Genomic DNA, 16,208 nt, shown 5'->3' on the forward strand with positions numbered 1-16,208 from the left:
CGGGTTCGCTGGTGTCGCCCACTGCCAGCCCCATGTACAGGAAGACAGTGAAATCCGACACATACCGGCCATCGAAGCGATCACGATACGCTGGGTTCCAACCGGCGCCTGTCCCTGCCCTGCGATAGGGGTACACTGCCGGCCGTGAGCGTCCAGGCATCCCGCCGAACGCACCGCGGCAGTGCGCCGCGAGGCAACGACGAGGGTCGCGCCACCGGGCATGGCCCAGTTCACCCACCTCCGGCATGGCCGGGTGCAATCCAAGACGAGAAACCAAGATGAGCGACAAGGTTGTACATGTCGGCGACGCCGACTTCGATAGCGCAGTGCTGAATTCCAAGGAACCGGTGCTGGTCGATTTCTGGGCCGAGTGGTGTGGCCCCTGCAAGATGATCGCCCCGGCGCTGGACGAACTGGCCGATGCCTACCAGGGCCGCGCCAAGATCGCCAAGGTCAACGTCGACCACAACCGCGCACTGGCCGCCAAGTACCACGTGCGTTCGATTCCGTACCTGGTCGTGTTCAAGGACGGCGAGAAGGTCGGCGAGCAGATCGGTGCGGTGGGCAAGGCCCAGCTGGCCGGCCTGCTGGACAAGGCCCTGGCCTGATCCTGCTGTTCCCGGCAGCCGCCGCCCGCGGCTGCCGGCGGGCGCCCCGCGTCCATCATGAATGCTGTTCCCGGCGACCCTTGCATGCCGCCGCAGGCCGATGATAGTGTCGGCATATCCGGCCGCGCTCGCGTGCCGCACCCTCTGGACGCAGTTTCTTCCAGACCCATTCCCAACGTTCGCCGCCCCAGCCGGGCGCTCGCACCTTCAAGCGAGGAATAACGCTCTTGTCCGATAACACTTCCGAAACCGGCAGCGCCGATGCGCCCGCCGAAAAGCGCGTGCGCAAGCCCCGCGTGAGCAAGGCCGCCGCCCCGGCAGCCGCCGAAACCAGCGCCGCTCCGGCGCAACCGACCCTGCCGCTGGCAGCCGCGCCCGAAGCGCCGGCACCGGCTGCAGCCGCCCCCGCGCCGAGCGCGCCTGCCACTGAAGCCCCCGCCTCCGGCGGCGGTGAGGGTGGCGAAGGCCGCGAATCCGGACAGCGCCAGCAGAACCACCAGGGCGGTGGGCAGCACCAGGGCCAGGGTCAGAACAACAACCCCTACAACCAGAACGGCCAGCAGGGCCAGGGCAATCGCCGCGACCGTTTCCGCAACCGTCGCGACCGCGACCGCAACCGCGGTGGCCGCGATGACGGCATGCCGCAGGACGGCGGCGAGCAGCAGCCCTTCGTGCCGCGCCCGCACGCCAACGTGCCCGAGGGCTTCCCGGTCTACTCGCTGAGCGACCTCAAGCGCATGCCGGCACAGAAGCTGCTGGAGATCGCCGAGCAGCTGCAGATCTCCGAAGGCGTGGCCCGTGCCCGCAAGCAGGACGTGATCTTCGCCCTGCTGAAGGTGCTGACCCGCCACGGCGACGGCGTTGCCGCCGATGGCGTGCTGGAAATCCTGCCGGACGGCTTCGGCTTCCTGCGCGCGGCCGAAGCCAGCTACCTGGCCGGCCCGGACGACACCTACATCTCGCCCAGCCAGATCCGCCGCTTCAACCTGCGCACCGGCGACCACATCTCCGGCCGCATCCGCTTCCCGAAGGACGGCGAGCGCTACTTCGCGCTGAACATCGTCGACACCATCAACGGTGAGCCGATCGAAGCGTCGAAGAACAAGGTGCTGTTCGAGAACCTGACCGCGCTGTTCCCGCGCCGCCGCTTCACCCTGGAGCGTGGCAACGGTTCGTCGGAAGACATTACCGGCCGCATCCTCGATCTGATGGCGCCGCAGGGCAAGGGCCAGCGCTCGCTCATCGTGTCCCAGCCGAAGGCCGGCAAGACGATGATGATGCAGCAGGTCGCCACTGCCATCACCACCAACCATCCGGACGTGCACCTGATCGTGCTGCTGATCGACGAACGCCCGGAAGAAGTGACCGAAATGCAGCGCACCGTGCGCGGCGAGGTCATCAGCTCGACCTTCGACGAGCCGGCCGCGCGCCACGTGCAGGTGGCCGAAATGGTCATCGAGCGCGCCAAGCGCCTGGTCGAGCACAAGAAGGACGTGGTGATCCTGCTCGACTCGATCACCCGTCTGGCCCGCGCCTACAACAACGTGGTGCCGAGCTCGGGCAAGGTGCTGACCGGTGGTGTGGACGCCAACGCCCTGCACCGCCCGAAGCGCTTCTTCGGTGCCGCGCGCAACGTGGAGGAAGGCGGCAGCCTGACCATCATCGCCACCGCGCTGGTCGACACCGGCTCGAAGATGGACGAGGTGATCTACGAAGAGTTCAAGGGCACCGGCAACAGCGAAGTGCACCTGAGCCGCCGTATCGCTGAAAAGCGCGTGTTCCCGGCCATCGACATCAACCGTTCCGGCACCCGCCGCGAAGACCTGCTGATCGAGCCGGAACTGCTGCAGAAGATCTGGATCCTGCGCAAGCTGCTGCATCCGATGGATGAAATGGCCGCGATGGAGTTCCTGCTGGACAAGATGAAGAACACCAAGTCCAACGACGAGTTCTTCGGTTCGATGAAGCGCTGATCCACGGCATTGCATCGAAAGGAACCTGCCGCTCGCTGCGGCAGGTTTTTTTTTGCCTGCAGGGCGACCCACTTCACTTTGCCGCCGCCGACTTTTGGCGATAATCCGCCCGATACCCTGCCCGGCCCTGCGGGCGTGGCCACCGATTCCGCTGTCGCCCCTTCCGGAGAACCGGTCGGGTCCAGCCTCCTGCCGGATCCGTCGACGCATGCGAACGCTGTCTCCCCGCCTCAACCTGGGCAAGCTGATCCTCGCCCTGGCCCTGCTCAGCGCCATCGTCGCCCTGGCCAATACCCTGCTGGCCAGCTACCGCGTGCAGCGCGACCAGCTGGTCGGCAATACCCTGGAAGCCAACCGCGTCTATGCCACCAAGCTGGCCGAGACCACCCAGAACTTCCTGCTGGCCGCGCAGCAGGAGCTGGCCTACGCCGCCACCCGGCTCGGCCAGAGTGACCTCGATCCGGCACAGGCGCAGGACGAGGCCAGCCGCCTGCAGCTGCAGACCAACAGCTTCAACTCCTCGCTGGTGGTGGACGCCGACGGCCTGGTGATCGCCACCTCGCCGCAGACCCTGCAGCTGCAGGGCGAGATCCTGCACAGCGTCGGCAACAATGCCGCATTGGCTGCACGCCAGCCGATGATCAGCGACCCGTACCAGTCGACCACAGGCAAGCTGCTGGTCTCGCTGTCGCACCCGATCTTCGACCGCCAGGGCCACTATCGCGGCTACGTCAGCGGCACCCTGTACCTGCGCCAGCGCAGCGCGCTGCATACGCTGCTGGGCAAGCACTACTACCGCGACGGCTCCTACCTGTACGTGGTCGACCGCCATGGCCGCCTGCTGTACCACGCCGACGGCAAGCGGGTCGGCGACTACGTGGTCGGCAACCCGGCGGTGAAGGCGGTGGTGCGCGGTGAGCGCGGCGCGCAGCAGGTCCGTAACAACCTGGGCGTGTCGATGCTGGCCGGTTACGCGCCGGTACCGGCCACTGGCTGGGGCATCATCGCCCAGCGGCCGACCGAGGCCACATTGCAGCCGTTGTCACGGTTGATGACCGCGGTGATCTGGAACGCGATCCCGCTCGGCCTGCTGTCACTGCTGATCACCTGGTGGTTCGCCCGGCGCATCTCGATGCCGCTGTGGCAGCTGGCGCGCAACGTGCAGGGTGGCGAGGACACCGGCAGCGCGATCAACCACGTCAGCGGCATCCGCGCATGGTACTTCGAGGTTGCCCAGCTCAAGCAGGCGGTCCTGCACAGCTTCAACGCCCTGCAGGACCGCATTGGCACACTCAACCGCGCCAACCGTACCGATCCGCTGACCGGCCTGCTCAATCGCCGCGGCCTGCAGCAGGCGCTGGATGCGCTGCAGGTGCAGGGCATTCCGTTCGCGATCCTGGCGCTGGACATCGATCGCTTCAAATCGATCAACGACAGCCACGGCCATGACGTCGGTGACGCCGCCATCGTCCATATCGCCGACCAGATGCGCCGCTACTCGCGCGACAGCGACATCCTCTGCCGTGCCGGTGGCGAGGAATTCCTGCTGCTGCTGCCGGGCATCAGTACCGACTCGGCGCGCCAGGCCGGCGAGCGCCTGCGCCAGCACATCGCCGATCATCCGTTCGAGCCGGTCGGCACCATCACCGTGTCGCTGGGCGTGGCCCACTTCCCCAGCTTCCATGTCGATGCCGAGCAGGCGCTGCGGCTGGCCGACAAGGCCCTGTACATGGCCAAGGAACAGGGCCGCAACCGCGTGGTGGTCTACCCGTACGCGGACTGAAAAGCGGCCGGCCTGGCCGACCGCTCCATCCGGGCTCAGCGCTGCGCCAGCGGCGTCAGCAGGCGCAGGCCGCGCTGGGTGCCATCGACCATGTACACGCCGCCAGCCGGCAGCAGATCACTTCCCGCCTGTCCGGCGCCATCCGGCGTGCGCCAGGGTGCGGCCTGGCGCGGGCCGGGGATGAAGGCACGCCAGCGGCCGTAGCGTTCCGGCTGGCCGTTGTCGCTGTTGTTCAGGGCGAAAGTGACCGGCACGCGCACGGTCCATGAATCCCGCGTGCTGTCCTCGCCGGTGGTCGGCGGCGAGAAGGTCCACTTGCGGGCCGCACTGATACTGGCCTTGGCGAAGATGTCGCGCATCCTGGCCATGGTCCGTTCCGGTGCGACCACGGTCATGTTCACCTGCTCGGCAATGACATCGGCCACGGTGCCGTCGCGTGCGACCTTGACCAGCAGCAGTACGTCACCCTGCCCGCCATTGCGGAAGGCCTCTTCGGGGTAGCGCGGCGGCGGCATGCGCTTCTGGGTGATCGAATCGGTAGCCTTCGGATCATATTCACTGAAGTCGACGCTGGTCATGCTGATCTGGTAGTTGCCGTCTTCCTGCTCCTTGCCACGCAGGCGTACGCGCAGCGGCGCGTGGACGGCCACCGGCGTGCCATCGCGCAACGTCGGTTCGAACTGCCAGCCGCGGATGGCGCCTTCCACGAACGACACGATGCCGGGTGCGAGCATGGCACGCTGGTCCAGGACCAGCGTGCTGACCGAACCATCGGCCGCCACGTCGATACTGCCCGACAGCACCATGCTCATCTCGGCAGTGGCGCGCACGGCGCGCGCGTTCTGGGCCATGGCATCGGCCTGCAGCAGGGGAGCACCGGCGGCGAACGCCAGGGCCAGCGCAAGGAACAGGGGGGAACGCATCATTGCCGGATCCATGGTGATGAGGTGAACCCCGAGCGTACCGCAGTCCGAGCGGGACCGGCAGGCAGTACACGCCACGCCGTTCAGGCCAGGCGATGGACCGCCGCATAGGGCGGGGTATCCGGATAATCACCGCTGGCGAAGCGCGCCTGCAGGCCCTGCCACCACGCGGGATCAAACAGGTGCCGGTAATGTTCGCGCACCGCCGCCAGCTCGCCCGTCGGCAGGCCCATGAACGGGCCGAAGCGCTCGGGAAACACGTCGCGTGGCCCGACATGGAACCAGGGTTCGTCGGCCATGGCTTCCTCCGGCGTGCGCGGCTGCGGCCAGGCGCGGAACACGCAGTCGCTGACCAGGCACAGCTCGTCATAGTCGTAGAAGACTGCCCGGCCATGCCGCGATACGCCGAAGTTCTTCGGCAGCATGTCGCCGGGGAAGATGTTGTTGCGCGCCATGTCGGTGATCGCCTGCGCGTAGTCGAGTACCGCCGCACGCACCGCGTCGCCGCCCTGCTCGCGCAGGTAAAGGTTCAATGGACGGAAGCGACGCTGCACGTAGCACAGTGCGACTTCCACCTGGTCGCCATCGACGCGCACGCTCTGCGCGCACTGCGCAAGCAGCTCCTGCAGCAAGGCCGGTGCGAAGCGGTCGCGCGGGAAACGCAGATGGCGGTACGGCTGCGCATCAAGCAGGCGACCGACACGGTCGAGGTTGAACACCAGCGCATACTTCTCTTCCACCTGCTGCCGCGACATCGACTTCGGCCACGCGAAGCGGTCGCGGATCAGCTTGAACACCAGCGGATAGCTGGGCAGGGTGAACACCGCCATGACCATGCCCGGCGTGCCTTCGGCATGCACCAGCCGCTCCTGCGGATGTTCGTTGAAGTGGCGGAAGAAGGTACGGTAGCGCTCGGTCTTGCCCTGCTTGGCGCGGCCCAGCACCGTATAGATCTCATCAATGGGCTTGCCCGGCAACAGGCTGCGCAGGAACACCACCGCATCGCCCACCGTGGCAAGGTCGGCCTGGAAATAGCTGCGCGACACGCCGAACAGATGGGCGACATCGCGACGCCGGGTCAGCACCGCATCTGCACGCAGGCCCTGCCCATCGTTGACCAGGGCGATCACGCACGGTGAGAAGCGGTGTTCGCCGAACACGCGACCCACCAGGTAGGCGCGGCGCTCCCGGTAGAACACGGTGTCGAGCAGCTCGATGCTGCGCACCGGCGTATCACCCCAGTGGGCCAGATCATCCTGCAGGCGCACAGCGATGGCCGCCGCGCAGCGCAGCTGGTGCGCATACGGAATGTCGAAGCGGTAATCGGCCAGCACGCGCTGGAGAGCCTCCACCGGCCGCGTCGGCGAGACCGCATAGGTATGCCGTGCGACCGGGTGGGTGATCGCATCGGACGGCTCGACATCGAAGGCGATGAACTCCAGCGCCGGGTCCACGCCACGGGTGGAGAACAAGCGCCGCGACAGCGTGTTGTAGAAGGTCTTGTACAGCTCGGCGTCGATCAGCCCCCGCAGCAGTGCGCTATAGCGCGCATGCACCTGCAGCCACAGCGCGCGTTCCCCGATCGCTTCGCCGGCGAGACGCCGCAGCGCATCCATCTGTTCGGCGATGCACAGGTCGTACAACGCGATGCGCTCGACTGCATCCCGGTGCGCGCCCACCCAGTCGCGCTGCTCGAAACGCTGCCGCGCACGGGCGGTGATCGCCGCAAAGCGGGCGTGATACTGCTCGAAGCCGGCGTGAATGGCGCCGGCGATGCGCGACGCCAAGTCGGCAACGGTGTCAGGCTCGGACATGCAGGGCTCACCCGGGAGGACCTGCCTCACCATACGCTGGCGTGGGGTGGCTTGTGTAGGGCCACTGCATGCCGCGACAAACGCAACGATTCCTACAGACCTGATGCCTCCCTGCTGCCTACCCTTTCAGGCCCAACAACGGCACGAGGTGACGCATGCAGCAAATGACCTTTATTCCGCGCGTGGAGGAAGGCAACGTCATCCCGCAGCGCGCCCGCGACGGCTACATCAGCGCGACCGCCCTGTGCCAGTCCGTCGGCAAGCGCTGGTCCGACTACCGGGCACTGAAATCGACGGAGGAGTTCCTGCAGGAGCTCATGGCGCAGACGAAGCTGTCCGAGAACGAGCTGATCCACGTGGTATCCGGTGGGAACCCGGCCATGCAGGGCACCTGGATCCACCCGTACCTCGCCATCCACCTCGGCCAGTGGCTGTCGCGCAGGTTCGCAGTGAAGGTCTCGCAGTGGGTGGTGGAATGGCAGCAGGGTCGCGCCAATGCGTTGCTGCCCGTGCACATCGACCGCTACATGCAGAACCGTGCCAAGGTGCCGTACACCCATTTCTCGATGCTCAACGAGCTGACGTTGAACCTGATCGCACCGCTGGAGCAGGCGGGCTATACGCTCCCGCAGGCGCTGGTGCCGGACATCTCCGAAGGCCGCCTGTTCTGCAAATGGCTGAGGGATCATCGCGGCGTCGACACCGATGCGCTGCCCACGTACGACCATGCCTACCCGGACGGCCGCACGGTGCCGGCCAAGCTGTATCCCAACGAGTTCTACGAGGACTTCCGCCGCCACTTCAACGAAGTGTGGCTGCCAGATCATGCGCCCAGGTACTTCGCCGCACGCGACAGCAAGGCTCTCTCGTTCGTCTCTGCACTGCTGCTTCCAGCAGCCTGAAAGCAGCGCCGAATGTGCTCGGCTGCTTCGGCTGGAAGCAGCCGAGCATGGTCCGGCGCTACGGAGGCGGCCACTCAGATCGCCAGTTCGGCCTCCACGTCCTGCACCTTGCGCCGGGCCAATGCCAGGTTGGACTTGGTACGGTCCAGCACGATGTAGAAGAACAGGCCCTTCTTCTTCGCCACCGGGCGCATGATGTGGTACGCCTTGCCCAGCGAGATCAGGATGTCCTCGATGCTGTCGTTGAGGTTCAGCGATGCGGCGGTCTTCATCTTCGCGCGGATCACTTCGGTATTGCCGGCGGCGGCCACTTCCATGTCCATGCCGGCACCGGCTTCGCCCAGCAGCATGCCGCTTTCGTAATCGACCAGCGCCACTGCCTGCGCGCCGTCGATGCCCATCAGTGCGTTCAACGAATCATTCAATCCAGCCACGTCGCACCCCTTGTCGATGTTGGTCCGAGCCCCTTGTTCCCCTGCGGCCGGGCTCACGATCCGCCGAGTTCGGCCAGGATCGCCTGGCCACATTCCCTGCTCTGCCAAAGCACCTGGCCGATCACGCTGCGCTGGTCGCAGGCCGCCATCAGCAGCAACGGTGCGCGCCCTTCGGCCTGGATCGCCAGCATCAGCACCTTTCCGCCCGCCGCTTCCAGCATCAGTGTCTGCAGATCGCCCAGCACCAGTTCGCGCCCGACCGCCGCAGCCAGCGCCAGCATCGCGCTGGTCATCGCCGCCAGCCGTTCGCCGCGCCCTTCGGCGCCGGCGCTGACCAGGGCAAAGCCATCGACGCTGGCCAGCACGACCGTGCGCACGCCTTCGACCCGCTGCTGCAGGTCCTGCAGCAGGGGCTGCAGGCGCTCACGCTGACCGGCGTCGGGCAGTACCGCCACCTGCCCGTCAGCCATGTGCAGCCACCAGTGCGTGCGCTTCCATTTCGCTCATCAGTACATCCATCAGCAGCAGTCCCTGTCCTCGGTCACGGGCATCCACGGCCAGCAGCGGCAGCGGCTGGTCGTCAAGGCAGGCACGGATGGCCCAGTCATCCAGTGCGGCCTGCGGTGCCTGGTCCAGGTGGGTGACCGCCACGACCAGTGCCAAGGATGATGCGAACGGCTGCAGCACCTGCAGATAGCCTTCCAGCTCGCTGGCCAGGCCGGCGCGGCGCGCATCCAGCAGCAGCACCGCGCCACGGGCGCCCTGCAGCAGGATCGGCCACAGGAAATCGAAACGCTGCTGGCCGGGTGTACCGTAGAGACGCAGGCGTTCGCCGTTGGGCAGGTCGATGTCTGCGTAGTCCAGCGCCACGGTGGTGGAGGCCTTGTCGGCGCCGAGGCGATCACTGTTGGCCACATCCGTGTCGACCACCGCGCCAGCCGCGATGCTGCGTACCAGCGTCGACTTGCCGCTGCCCATGCCGCCCAGCACGACCACCTTGTGCTCACGCATTGCGCTCGCTCCCGCGCAGGTGCCGCCACAGGCGGGCGAGCAGTCCGTTGTCGGTGCGGGTGCCACCTGCCGCCATCATCAGCGTCGCCGGGGCGGCCTGCAGCTGCGCGTAGCCACACAGATAGGCGGCATGGATGAAATCGCGAACCGCCGCCGCCGGCAGTTCGAGCAGCATCGCGCATTCCTCAACCGTGCACGCACGCTTGAGCAGCAGCGAGCACAGGCGGAAGCCATCGTGGTCATGGCCCAGTACGCGGAAGTCCGGCCAGCGCAGCAGCTTCACCGAGGCGCCGCGCAGGCGCTCGTCCAGCGCCTGCCAATGGCGGCTGCGTTGCGCCCATTGCCACAGCAGTGGCCGCAGCGGCTGGCGTGGCCGCTCGCCGGCCAGGGCCTGCAGGCGCGCCGGTGTCAGCGCGTCCAGCTGCAGGCGCTCAAAGGCATCGGCCAGCCGCTCCACCAGCGCCGCAGCCGGCTCCTGCAACAGCACGGCCTGATCGTGCTCCAGATCCATCAGCAGCAGAGGCTCGCCCGCATCACCCAGCAGTGCCTGGCCCTGTCGCAGCGGCAGCCGCTCGCGCAGCAGGCGGGTGATGGCGTGCGCGCCATCTGCCAGGCGGATCGGCGCAGGTGTCTGCATGACCAGGGGCTCCGGTGCCAACTGCATGCGACGCAACGCGCGACCGATGGCACCGTCATCAAGCACGTCCTGATGCCCGTCGCCATCACGCAGCTGGCCGCCGATGTCCTCAATCCAGCACTGCAGGCGCGGACGTTGCTGTCGCATGCGCTGGGCGGCGTTGCGCAGCGCCGGGGTATCGCGGATGACCAGCAGATCACAATCGTCCAGATCCTGGCTGCGGCGGACCTGGCCATCCGGCAGCGCCGAGGCCAGGCGCAGCCGTTGCAGCAGGGCCTGCTCGCCCTGGATATCGGTTCCCACTACCAGCACGCGTGCCATCCGTGTTCCCCGTGCGGCCACCTCCCCGGTGGCCTCGCGTCGCCAAGGCTAGGGCATCGCCAGCGGCGGCCGTCGTGATCGATTGCTCAGATTCAAGGCGACTGCGAAACCGCGCCGATCCATTCTGCGACCGCCATCGCGGGCAAGTTTCATGCCCCGTTGACGGCATTCCGACGACCGACGGATGTCACGGTTCTGGACACGGGTCGAATGGGGTCAGATCCCTTTTGCTTGCAAAAGGGATCTGACCCCAGCGCCATAAAAAGAAACCCGCGCCGAAGCGCGGGTTCCGGTGTCACGGCCGAACGGCAGTGGATCAGCCGCGCAGCTGTTCCAGCGCGGCGTTGAAGGTCGCGCTCGGGCGCATCGCCTTGCTGGCCTTGGCCACGTCCGGGCGGTAGTAGCCACCGATGTCCACGGCCTTGCCCTGCACTGCGATCAGCTCTTCGACGATCTTCTGCTCGTTGTCGGTCAGCGTCTTGGCCAGCGGGGCGAAGCGCGCCTTCAGGGCGGCGTCCTCGTCCTGCGCGGCCAGGGCCTGGGCCCAGTACAGCGCGATGTAGAAGTGGCTGCCACGGTTGTCGATGCCACCCAGCTTGCGCGATGGCGACTTGTCGTTGTCCAGGAACTGGCCGTTGGCTTCGTCCAGCGCCTTGGCCAGCACACGGGCAGCGGCGTTGTCGTAGCGGTTGCCCAGGTGTTCCAGCGACGCGGCCAAGGCCAGGAACTCACCCAGCGAATCCCAACGCAGGTAGTCCTCTTCAACGAACTGCTGCACGTGCTTCGGGGCCGAACCACCGGCACCGGTCTCGAACAGGCCGCCACCGGCCATCAGCGGCACGATCGACAGCATCTTGGCGCTGGTGCCCAGTTCCATGATCGGGAACAGGTCGGTCAGGTAGTCACGCAGCACGTTGCCGGTCACCGAGATGGTGTCCTCGCCCTTGCGGATGCGGTCCAGCGAGAACGCGGTGGCTTCCACCGGCGGCAGGATGCGGATGTCCAGGCCGGTGGTGTCGTGGTCCTTCAGGTACTGCTCGACCTTGGCGATGACCTGCGCGTCGTGGGCGCGGGCGGCGTCCAGCCAGAACACGGCCGGGGTGCTGCTCAGGCGGGCGCGCTCGACGGCCAGCTTGACCCAGTCCTGGATCGGCGCGTCCTTGGTCTGGCACATGCGCCAGATGTCACCAGCTTCCACGGCGTGCTCGAACACCACGGCGCCGGCATCATCGGTGACCTTGACGACGCCGTCGGCGGCGATCTGGAAGGTCTTGTCGTGCGAGCCGTACTCCTCGGCCTTCTGCGCCATCAGGCCGACGTTCGGCACCGAGCCCATGGTGGCCGGGTCGAAGGCACCGTGCGCCTTGCAGTCGTCGATGACGGCCTGGTACACGCCGGCGTAGCAGCGGTCCGGAATGACCGCCTTGGTGTCCTGCAGCTTGCCTTCGGCATTCCACATCTTGCCCGAGTCGCGGATCATCGCCGGCATCGAGGCGTCGACGATCACGTCGCTCGGCACGTGCAGGTTGGTGATGCCCTTGTCCGAATTGACCATGGCCACGCCCGGGCGCTGCGCGTACTCGGCGGCCAGGTCGGCCTCGATCGCGGCGCGGGTGGCTTCAGGCAGCGACGGCAGGCGCGCAGCCAGGTCACCAATGCCGTTGTTGGCATCGAAACCGGCCTGCTTCAGCACGTCGGCGTGCTTGGTCAGTACGTCCTTGTAGAACTCGTTCACCGCCACGCCGAACATGATCGGGTCGGAGACCTTCATCATGGTCGCCTTCAGGTGCAGCGAGAACAGCACGCCCTGGGCCTTGGCATCGGCAATCTGCTCGCCGATGAACGCGGCCAGTGCCTTGCGGCTCATGACGGCGGCATCGACGATCTCGCCCGCCTTCACTGCGGTCTTTTCCTTCAGCACCACGGCGCTGCCGTCCTTGCCGTGGAAGGTGATCTTCAGCGAACCGGCGTTGGCCAGGGTGGCCGACTTCTCGCTGCCGTAGAAGTCACCGGCGGCCATGTGCGCGACGTGCGACTTCGAATCCGACGCCCAGGCGCCCATGCGGTGCGGATGCTTGCGCGCGTAGTTCTTCACCGACAGCGGTGCACGGCGGTCGGAGTTGCCTTCGCGCAGCACCGGGTTCACCGCACTGCCCTTGACCTTGTCGTAGCGCGCCTTGTAGTCGCGCTGCTGGTCGTCGGCCGGGGTTTCCGGGTAATCCGGCAGCGGATAGCCCTGGTCCTGCAGTTCCTTGATGGCCGCCTTCAGCTGCGGCACCGAGGCGGAGATGTTCGGCAGCTTGATGATGTTGGCGTCCGGGGTGGTCGCCAGCTGGCCCAGCTCGGCCAGGTCGTCGCTGACCTTCTGCGCGTCGCTGAGCAGTTCGGGGAACAGCGACAGGATGCGGCCGGACAGCGAGATGTCACGGGTTTCCACCACGATGCCTGCGGTGGCGGTGTAGGCGCCGACGATCGGCAGCAGCGACTGGGTGGCCAGGAACGGTGCTTCGTCGGTCAGCGTGTAGAGGATCTTGGACATGGGGGACTTGGACTCTGTAGCAGTGCTCAGGGGAAGGCCGGCGCCAGCGCCGGGCCACGTGCAACCGTGTCGCGCGCGGGGCCGGGCCCCACGCTTTCCCCCGTCGCCGTCAGGGTGGGCGCGCGGCGGGGAAACCCCTGCATTGTCGCGTTTTCGGCCGCGCGGGGCAAAGCTGTGCCATACGCGGCGGTACTGGACCGCTGTGTTTCGTCGTTGGCTCGCTTCCGGTCTGGAAGCTGAGGCTTGATGGCTAGTTCGACTTCCCGCTCATTGAGGCACGCGTGACCCACTCCGACAATCGCGGCCCCCACTCGGCACGCCTTGGACAGGTCAATGTCTGCGAGCGCTTGCTTTGCTGGAAGTTGCAGATGCGGAATCCCCCAACGACGGCGGCCAGGCTGGCGAGTTCATCAGCCGTCGCTGCAGAGCCTCGGATGTGCAGCGAACCGGCGCCAGACGATCCGGGTCGAACGTAGACGTCGTACCGGGTGGAACCTCCTTCCGCCCTTGCATACCCCGACACGACATATCCGCCGTCCGTGAAGCGCAGATCCGGCGTGCTTCCTGACGCAGGCTTTTCGGGGGCATCGCCCTCGTAGATCAAGGCGACTTCCCTACCGTCATGCCTGATGCGGTGCAGACCAAAGTCAACAGGAGCCTCGTAGGTCACGGACATGCCTGTCGGCACGCGCAGGCAGGCACCGTACAGAAAGTGGTCGCAGCCGTAGCTCCAGAGATTCGCGGGGCCCATTGCGAGTGTGAGCGCAATCCAGCTGAGCATGCTGTCCCCCGACCTGTCCGTGTTCCGTTCAGCGTACCCCGCTAGCCTCCCTAAAGCGGGCGTCGCCCAATAAAAAAGGACGCAGCCTCGCGGCTGCGTCCATCGTGAGCCCTGCCGGGAGAGAGTCGGCAGGACTTACTTGACCTCGAACTCCTGCGGCGTTCCGGCCGCCTTGCCATCGACGGTGACCTCGGCGCGGTACTTGCCGGCCGGCCAGCCCTTTGCATTCTTGAACGTGACGTTGGTGGTTTCCGCACCACTGGTGTTCAGGGTGGCGTTCTGTTCGCCGGCTACCTGGCCGTCCTGGTAGGTCAGCTTGGCGCCAACGGTGACGTTGTTGGCAGCGCCGTCGGTCTTGACCGAGACGATGATGTCATCCTTCGGTGCGAACAAAGCCGTCGTCGCAACCGACTTGTCGGCGGCGGCGGTCTTGCCGACGGTGACCGACGAGACGTTGACCGCAGCGGCTTCGGCCATCGGCGGCGGTGCGCCGGTCATCGGCGCGGGAGCTGCGGGTTCGGCCGGGGCGGTCGCTGCCGGAGGGGCGTTGCTGTCGGTCGACTCTTCCTTCTTCTTGCAACCGACCAGGGCAACGCTGCCCAGCAGGGCGGCGATCAGGGCGGTCTGTAGCGGGGTGGTCTTGATCATTCGGGGTTCCTCCCAGGGATTGTCGGACGGCGTTCGATGGCCGGCTTACTTCGGCGGCAGTTTCAGGGTCTGGCCCGGGAAGATCTTGTCCGGGTCATCAAGCACATCGCGGTTGGCTTCGAAGATCTTTTTCCAGGCATTGGCGTCGCCCAGATGCTGCTTGGCGATCTTCGACAGCGAGTCACCCTTCTGCACGGTATAGGTGCCGCCGCTGACAACGTCTGCGGTGCTGTCCACCGAAGCGCTGACGCCGGAGAAGTCCGCCTTCGGCACCTGCTCGGCGGTACTGTCGACACTGCCACTGACGCCGGAGAAATCGGCTTTCTTCTCGGTACTCATCCACAACTCCCGTCTGCATGACTACGTGATTCGCACGGTGCCATGGAGGTTGTTAAATGGGGATGGTGCAGATGTGAAGCCGCCCCCCGGGGCGGCTGAACAATCGGGGGAATGGACGCCCGGTAGTGCCGGCCGCTGGCCGGCTGTGCCAGGGGGATCCGGCCTTGGCCGATTGCCGGCCAGCGGCCGGCTCTACCCGTAACCACCTGCGAATCATGGTAGTGCCGGCCGCTGGCCGGCGCTCGCCGGGCATGGCCCGGCGCAACGGGCAACCGCCTGTGGCGGTTACTGCCGCAGTTCGCGGTAGGTCGCGGCCGGGGCGGCGATGCCCGGGCTGGCACGCCAGGGGTTGATGTCCAGGCCGCCACGACGGGTGTAGCGGGCCTCCACTTCCAGCCACTGCGGCTGGCAGCGCGCAGACACCTCGCTGAAGATCCGTTCAACACACTGCTCGTGGAACTCGGCGTGCTCGCGGTAGCTGACCAGGTAACGCAGCAGGCCGGCGCGGTCGATCTTCGGCCCGCGGTAGCGCAGGCTGACCGTGGCCCAGTCCGGCTGGCCGGTAACCGGGCAGTTGGACTTCAGCAGCGCCGAGACCAGGGTTTCCTCCACCACCTCGCCGGCATCAGCGGCGAGGAAGTCTGCCTGCGGCGGGCCGTAGCAGTCGATCTCCAGGTCCAGCCCATCGATGGATTCGCCGAGCGGCGTCTCACGCAGGCCCGGCAGGCCGAATTCGACCTCCACCGGCGCACCGGCGCAGGCCGACAGATCCGCCACGATGCGCGCGCGCAGTGCCTCGGCGCTGTCGATACGGGTGCTGTTGAGGGAGTTCAGGTACAGCTTGAACGACTTCGATTCGATCAACCGCGGCGAGGTGCACGGCACCTGCACGGTGGCGACGGCGACCTGCGGCTTGCCACGCGCGTCGAGCCAGCTCAGCTCGAAGGCATGCCAGCGGTCGTGGCCAACGAACGGCAGCGCGGCGTCATCGAGGCCGATCTCGGCGCGGGCGCCGCTGCGGGGGATGGGAAACAGCAGGCCGGGATCGTACTGCGACGGGTAACTGACCTCGCGACCGAGGCTGGAATCCTGTGGGGTGTTCATGGGCGCCATTGTATCGCGCGGACGGCGGGCCTTCGGCCGGGCTGGCCAACGGCGGAGCCCCTCCGTGGTGGGGTTGGTGGGTCGTCGAAAGCCTGGGTTCCGGGGTGTGGGCCAGGCGGGCGGGATGGGCGGGGACCCGTGAACCCATCCCCGGGGGCTTAGCCGCGCCATCCATGGCGCGGATACCCCGCCCATCCCACCCGCCCGGCCCTCCGACACATTTCTGTCGCCGATCCACCACGGGAAAGATCAGGAAAATCAAAATCAGAATCCGATCCTTCAGACGTTCATGACGTCCGCCGTGCCGACCAACGGTCGGCACCCACCAACAGCAGCGGGCACCAACAGCCGCGGGAAACTGTCGAAGGCGGGGTGGGTGCGGGTGTGGGGG

Annotated in this window: 14 protein-coding genes; 4 read left to right on the plus strand and 10 right to left on the minus strand. The window is 66.8% G+C overall.

Annotated elements, in window-relative coordinates:
• The first annotated feature begins 278 nt into the window (after positions 1–278).
• From trxA to VG566_RS15470, 3 genes are all read left to right on the plus strand, one after another.
• Entirely contained in the window at positions 279–608 is a 330-nt protein-coding gene (gene trxA, locus VG566_RS15460) for a thioredoxin (protein ID WP_005411275.1), read from the plus strand.
• 227 nt (positions 609–835) lie between these two features.
• The gene (gene rho, locus VG566_RS15465) at positions 836–2,581 is read left to right on the plus strand and encodes a transcription termination factor Rho (protein WP_046429862.1); all 1,746 of its coding nucleotides are present in this window, start codon (positions 836–838) and stop codon (positions 2,579–2,581) included.
• A 208-nt stretch (positions 2,582–2,789) separates the two neighbouring features.
• Positions 2,790–4,364: a sensor domain-containing diguanylate cyclase gene (locus VG566_RS15470; protein ID WP_241884507.1), complete on the plus strand. Its 1,575-nt coding sequence runs from the start codon at positions 2,790–2,792 to the stop codon at positions 4,362–4,364.
• A 35-nt stretch (positions 4,365–4,399) separates the two neighbouring features.
• On the opposite strand, the gene VG566_RS15475 is transcribed toward VG566_RS15470, so the two are convergent.
• On the minus strand, positions 4,400–5,290 hold the full coding sequence (locus VG566_RS15475) for an energy transducer TonB (protein ID WP_241884506.1): 891 nt from the start codon (positions 5,288–5,290) through the stop codon (positions 4,400–4,402).
• A gap of 80 nt (positions 5,291–5,370) precedes the next feature.
• Positions 5,371–7,101 (minus strand): bifunctional isocitrate dehydrogenase kinase/phosphatase, encoded by a 1,731-nt coding sequence (gene aceK / locus VG566_RS15480; RefSeq protein ID WP_241884504.1) that lies wholly within the window; start codon positions 7,099–7,101, stop codon positions 5,371–5,373.
• A 155-nt stretch (positions 7,102–7,256) separates the two neighbouring features.
• Between aceK and VG566_RS15485 the strand changes: the two genes are divergently transcribed.
• Positions 7,257–8,003 carry a KilA-N domain-containing protein gene (locus tag VG566_RS15485; protein WP_049404049.1) on the plus strand — a complete coding sequence of 249 codons (747 nt, stop codon included), beginning with the start codon at positions 7,257–7,259 and terminating at the stop codon, positions 8,001–8,003.
• Positions 8,004–8,077: 74 nt separating this feature from the next.
• On the opposite strand, the gene VG566_RS15490 is transcribed toward VG566_RS15485, so the two are convergent.
• From VG566_RS15490 to queF, 8 genes are all read right to left on the minus strand, one after another.
• The gene (locus tag VG566_RS15490; RefSeq protein ID WP_014648639.1) at positions 8,078–8,437 is read right to left on the minus strand and encodes a hypothetical protein; all 360 of its coding nucleotides are present in this window, start codon (positions 8,435–8,437) and stop codon (positions 8,078–8,080) included.
• A gap of 53 nt (positions 8,438–8,490) precedes the next feature.
• Positions 8,491–8,907 (minus strand): roadblock/LC7 domain-containing protein, encoded by a 417-nt coding sequence (locus VG566_RS15495; RefSeq protein ID WP_032961694.1) that lies wholly within the window; start codon positions 8,905–8,907, stop codon positions 8,491–8,493.
• Entirely contained in the window at positions 8,900–9,448 is a 549-nt protein-coding gene (locus tag VG566_RS15500; protein ID WP_014648641.1) for a GTP-binding protein, read from the minus strand. Before VG566_RS15500 ends, VG566_RS15495 begins: the two co-directional genes overlap by 8 nt.
• Complete coding sequence (locus tag VG566_RS15505; RefSeq protein WP_046432820.1) at positions 9,441–10,406, minus strand: hypothetical protein; 966 nt, start codon at positions 10,404–10,406, stop codon at positions 9,441–9,443. Before VG566_RS15505 ends, VG566_RS15500 begins: the two co-directional genes overlap by 8 nt.
• A 316-nt stretch (positions 10,407–10,722) precedes the next feature.
• Positions 10,723–12,945 carry an NADP-dependent isocitrate dehydrogenase gene (locus VG566_RS15510; protein ID WP_046432822.1) on the minus strand — a complete coding sequence of 741 codons (2,223 nt, stop codon included), beginning with the start codon at positions 12,943–12,945 and terminating at the stop codon, positions 10,723–10,725.
• 916 nt (positions 12,946–13,861) lie between these two features.
• Positions 13,862–14,374 (minus strand): hypothetical protein, encoded by a 513-nt coding sequence (locus tag VG566_RS15515; protein WP_241884501.1) that lies wholly within the window; start codon positions 14,372–14,374, stop codon positions 13,862–13,864.
• Positions 14,375–14,419: 45 nt separating this feature from the next.
• Positions 14,420–14,713, minus strand: coding sequence for a LysM peptidoglycan-binding domain-containing protein (locus tag VG566_RS15520; protein ID WP_005419771.1), 294 nt, complete (start codon positions 14,711–14,713; stop codon positions 14,420–14,422).
• Positions 14,714–14,998: 285 nt separating this feature from the next.
• A complete protein-coding gene (queF, locus tag VG566_RS15525; protein WP_049439336.1) occupies positions 14,999–15,817 on the minus strand; it encodes an NADPH-dependent 7-cyano-7-deazaguanine reductase QueF in 819 nt (272 codons plus the stop codon).
• Positions 15,818–16,208: the final 391 nt, after the last annotated feature.

The organism is Stenotrophomonas sp. CASM114, from assembly GCF_049384325.1.
Classification (GTDB): Bacteria; Pseudomonadota; Gammaproteobacteria; order Xanthomonadales; family Xanthomonadaceae; genus Stenotrophomonas; species Stenotrophomonas muris.

Bases quoted from the DNA above. Each gene is read 5' to 3' on its own strand.
- trxA (WP_005411275.1), top strand. From the start codon at position 279: ATGAGCGACAAGGTTGTACATGTCGGCGACGCCGACTTCGATAGCGCA.
- VG566_RS15470 (WP_241884507.1), top strand. From the start codon at position 2,790: ATGCGAACGCTGTCTCCCCGCCTCAACCTGGGCAAGCTGATCCTCGCC.
- VG566_RS15475 (WP_241884506.1), bottom strand. From the start codon at position 5,290: ATGATGCGTTCCCCCCTGTTCCTTGCGCTGGCCCTGGCGTTCGCCGCC.
- aceK (WP_241884504.1), bottom strand. From the start codon at position 7,101: ATGTCCGAGCCTGACACCGTTGCCGACTTGGCGTCGCGCATCGCCGGC.
- VG566_RS15485 (WP_049404049.1), top strand. From the start codon at position 7,257: ATGCAGCAAATGACCTTTATTCCGCGCGTGGAGGAAGGCAACGTCATC.
- VG566_RS15495 (WP_032961694.1), bottom strand. From the start codon at position 8,907: ATGGCTGACGGGCAGGTGGCGGTACTGCCCGACGCCGGTCAGCGTGAG.
- VG566_RS15500 (WP_014648641.1), bottom strand. From the start codon at position 9,448: ATGCGTGAGCACAAGGTGGTCGTGCTGGGCGGCATGGGCAGCGGCAAG.
- VG566_RS15505 (WP_046432820.1), bottom strand. From the start codon at position 10,406: ATGGCACGCGTGCTGGTAGTGGGAACCGATATCCAGGGCGAGCAGGCC.
- VG566_RS15510 (WP_046432822.1), bottom strand. From the start codon at position 12,945: ATGTCCAAGATCCTCTACACGCTGACCGACGAAGCACCGTTCCTGGCC.
- VG566_RS15515 (WP_241884501.1), bottom strand. From the start codon at position 14,374: ATGATCAAGACCACCCCGCTACAGACCGCCCTGATCGCCGCCCTGCTG.
- VG566_RS15520 (WP_005419771.1), bottom strand. From the start codon at position 14,713: ATGAGTACCGAGAAGAAAGCCGATTTCTCCGGCGTCAGTGGCAGTGTC.
- queF (WP_049439336.1), bottom strand. From the start codon at position 15,817: ATGAACACCCCACAGGATTCCAGCCTCGGTCGCGAGGTCAGTTACCCG.